Annotated in this window: 2 protein-coding genes; both read right to left on the reverse strand. The window is 72.1% G+C overall.

The window, feature by feature from the left end:
• Positions 1-1247 (reverse strand): FtsX-like permease family protein (locus tag Q7J39_RS00435; protein WP_304819341.1); only part of this gene is annotated, 1247 nt, incomplete at its 3' end.
• The coding region (locus Q7J39_RS00440; RefSeq protein WP_304819343.1) for an ABC transporter ATP-binding protein at positions 1244-1793 on the reverse strand (550 nt) is incomplete at its 5' end. The genes Q7J39_RS00435 and Q7J39_RS00440, both read right to left, overlap by 4 nt.

Genomic DNA, 1793 nt, shown 5'->3' on the forward strand with positions numbered 1-1793 from the left:
CCCTTGCCCCGCACCAGGCGGTCCAGCAGGCCGGCGCGATAGGCCGCGGGCCGGGGCGGCGACATGGCGACTGCGGGCGACAGAGCCGCGGCGCGGCGCACCGCCGTCAAGGATCCGGCCAGGGCCGCCCCCACGGCCACCGCCGAGGCGCCGGCGAAGGCCGGCCAATGGAAGGTCACCTCCAGGACAGGGAAGCGGAAATAGTCCCGGTAGAGGTCGACGATGGCCGCCCCCAGGGCGCCGCCCAGGACGCCCCCCGCCAGGGCGCCGGTCATGCCGATCGCCCCGGCCAGCTTCAGATAGGGCGAGGCCGCCTCCAGGTCGCTATAGCCGAAGGCCTTGAGCAGGCCGATCTGCTCGCGCTCGGCCTCCACCAGCCGGGTGACCACCAGATGCACCAGGGCCGCGGCGATCAGCAGGAAGATCGGCGGCAGGATGGTGGCCGAGGTCGACAGTTCCTTCAGCTCGGCGTCCAGGAAGGCGTGGGACGGCTGGTCGGCGCGGGCATAGGCCGCCCGACCGCCATAGGGCGCCAGCAGCCGGTCGATGTCCTGCAGCACACCGGCGACCGAGGCGCCCGGCGCCAGGCGGAAGGCCGCGCTGTTGAAGGCCCCCGACATGCCGGCCACCCGCTCCACCGCGGGCCGCGGCGCCCACAGCACCCCCTGGTGGGCGTCGTCGGGCATAAAGGACTCCGCAGCCGGAACATAGACGTACTCCGGCGACAGGGCGGCGCCGACGATCTTGAAGTCGAAGGTCCGCCCGCCGACCACAGCGCTCAGCCTCTGTCCGAGATGCAGGTGGGCGGCGGTCATGAAGGTCTGCAGGGCGACCGCCTCGTCGATGCTGGCTGGATCTGGCAGCCGCCCCTGAACCAGCACGATCCCGTTGAGCGCGCTTCGCTCGTCCTGTGGCAGGGCGATCAGTCGGGCCGTCGCCGGGCGGGCCAGGCCCGGCAGGTCCATCAGCCCCACCTCGGCGATGCGCACGTCCAGGGCGCTGACGCCTTCGACGGCCGCCAGCTCGCGGGCCAGGGACAGGGGGGCGTGCTTGGCCTGGGTGAAGGCGTCGGCGAAGCGGGTCTGTTCGTAGAAATCGGCCTGGGCCGTGGCCAGGGCCCGCTGGGCGGAGAAGGACATCACCGCCACGGAGACCCCGCAGGCGATCAGCAAGGCGATAGCCAGCACCTGCCACTTCATGCGCCACAGGTCGCGCAGCACCTTGCGGTCCAGGGGAACGGGCCTCACCAGGCCATCTCCCGCGGCGCGATCTTGTGGGGGTTGGCGGCCGCCTCGGTGATCTGGCCGTCGCGGAAGCGGATGACCCGGTCGGCCATCGCCCCGATGGAGGTGTTGTGGGAGACGATCATGGTGGTCGCCCCCACCGCGGCGGTGACCTCGGCGATGGCCTCCAGCACCCGGACCCCGCTCTCGCTGTCCAGGGACCCCGTGGGCTCGTCGCAGAACAGCAGCTCCGGCCGCTTGGCGATGGCGCGGGCCACGGCGACCCGCTGCTGCTCGCCGCCGGAGAGCTGGGCGGGGAAGTGGTCCAGCCGTTCGGCCAGGCCGACCCTGGCCAGGGCCTCCTCGGGCGGCATGGGATCGCGGGAGATCTCGGTGATCAGGGCCACATTCTCCCGCGCCGTCAGGCTGGGGACCAGGTTGAAGAACTGGAAGATGAAGCCGACGCTGGCCCGCCGGTAGCGGGTAAGTTCCCGGTCGCTGGCGGTGGTCAGCTCCAGGTCATGGAAACGCGCCGATCCCGAACTCGCCCGGTCGAGCCCGCCAAGGATG

This window comes from Phenylobacterium sp. (assembly GCF_030651185.1).
In the GTDB taxonomy this organism is placed as follows: Bacteria; Pseudomonadota; Alphaproteobacteria; order Caulobacterales; family Caulobacteraceae; genus Phenylobacterium.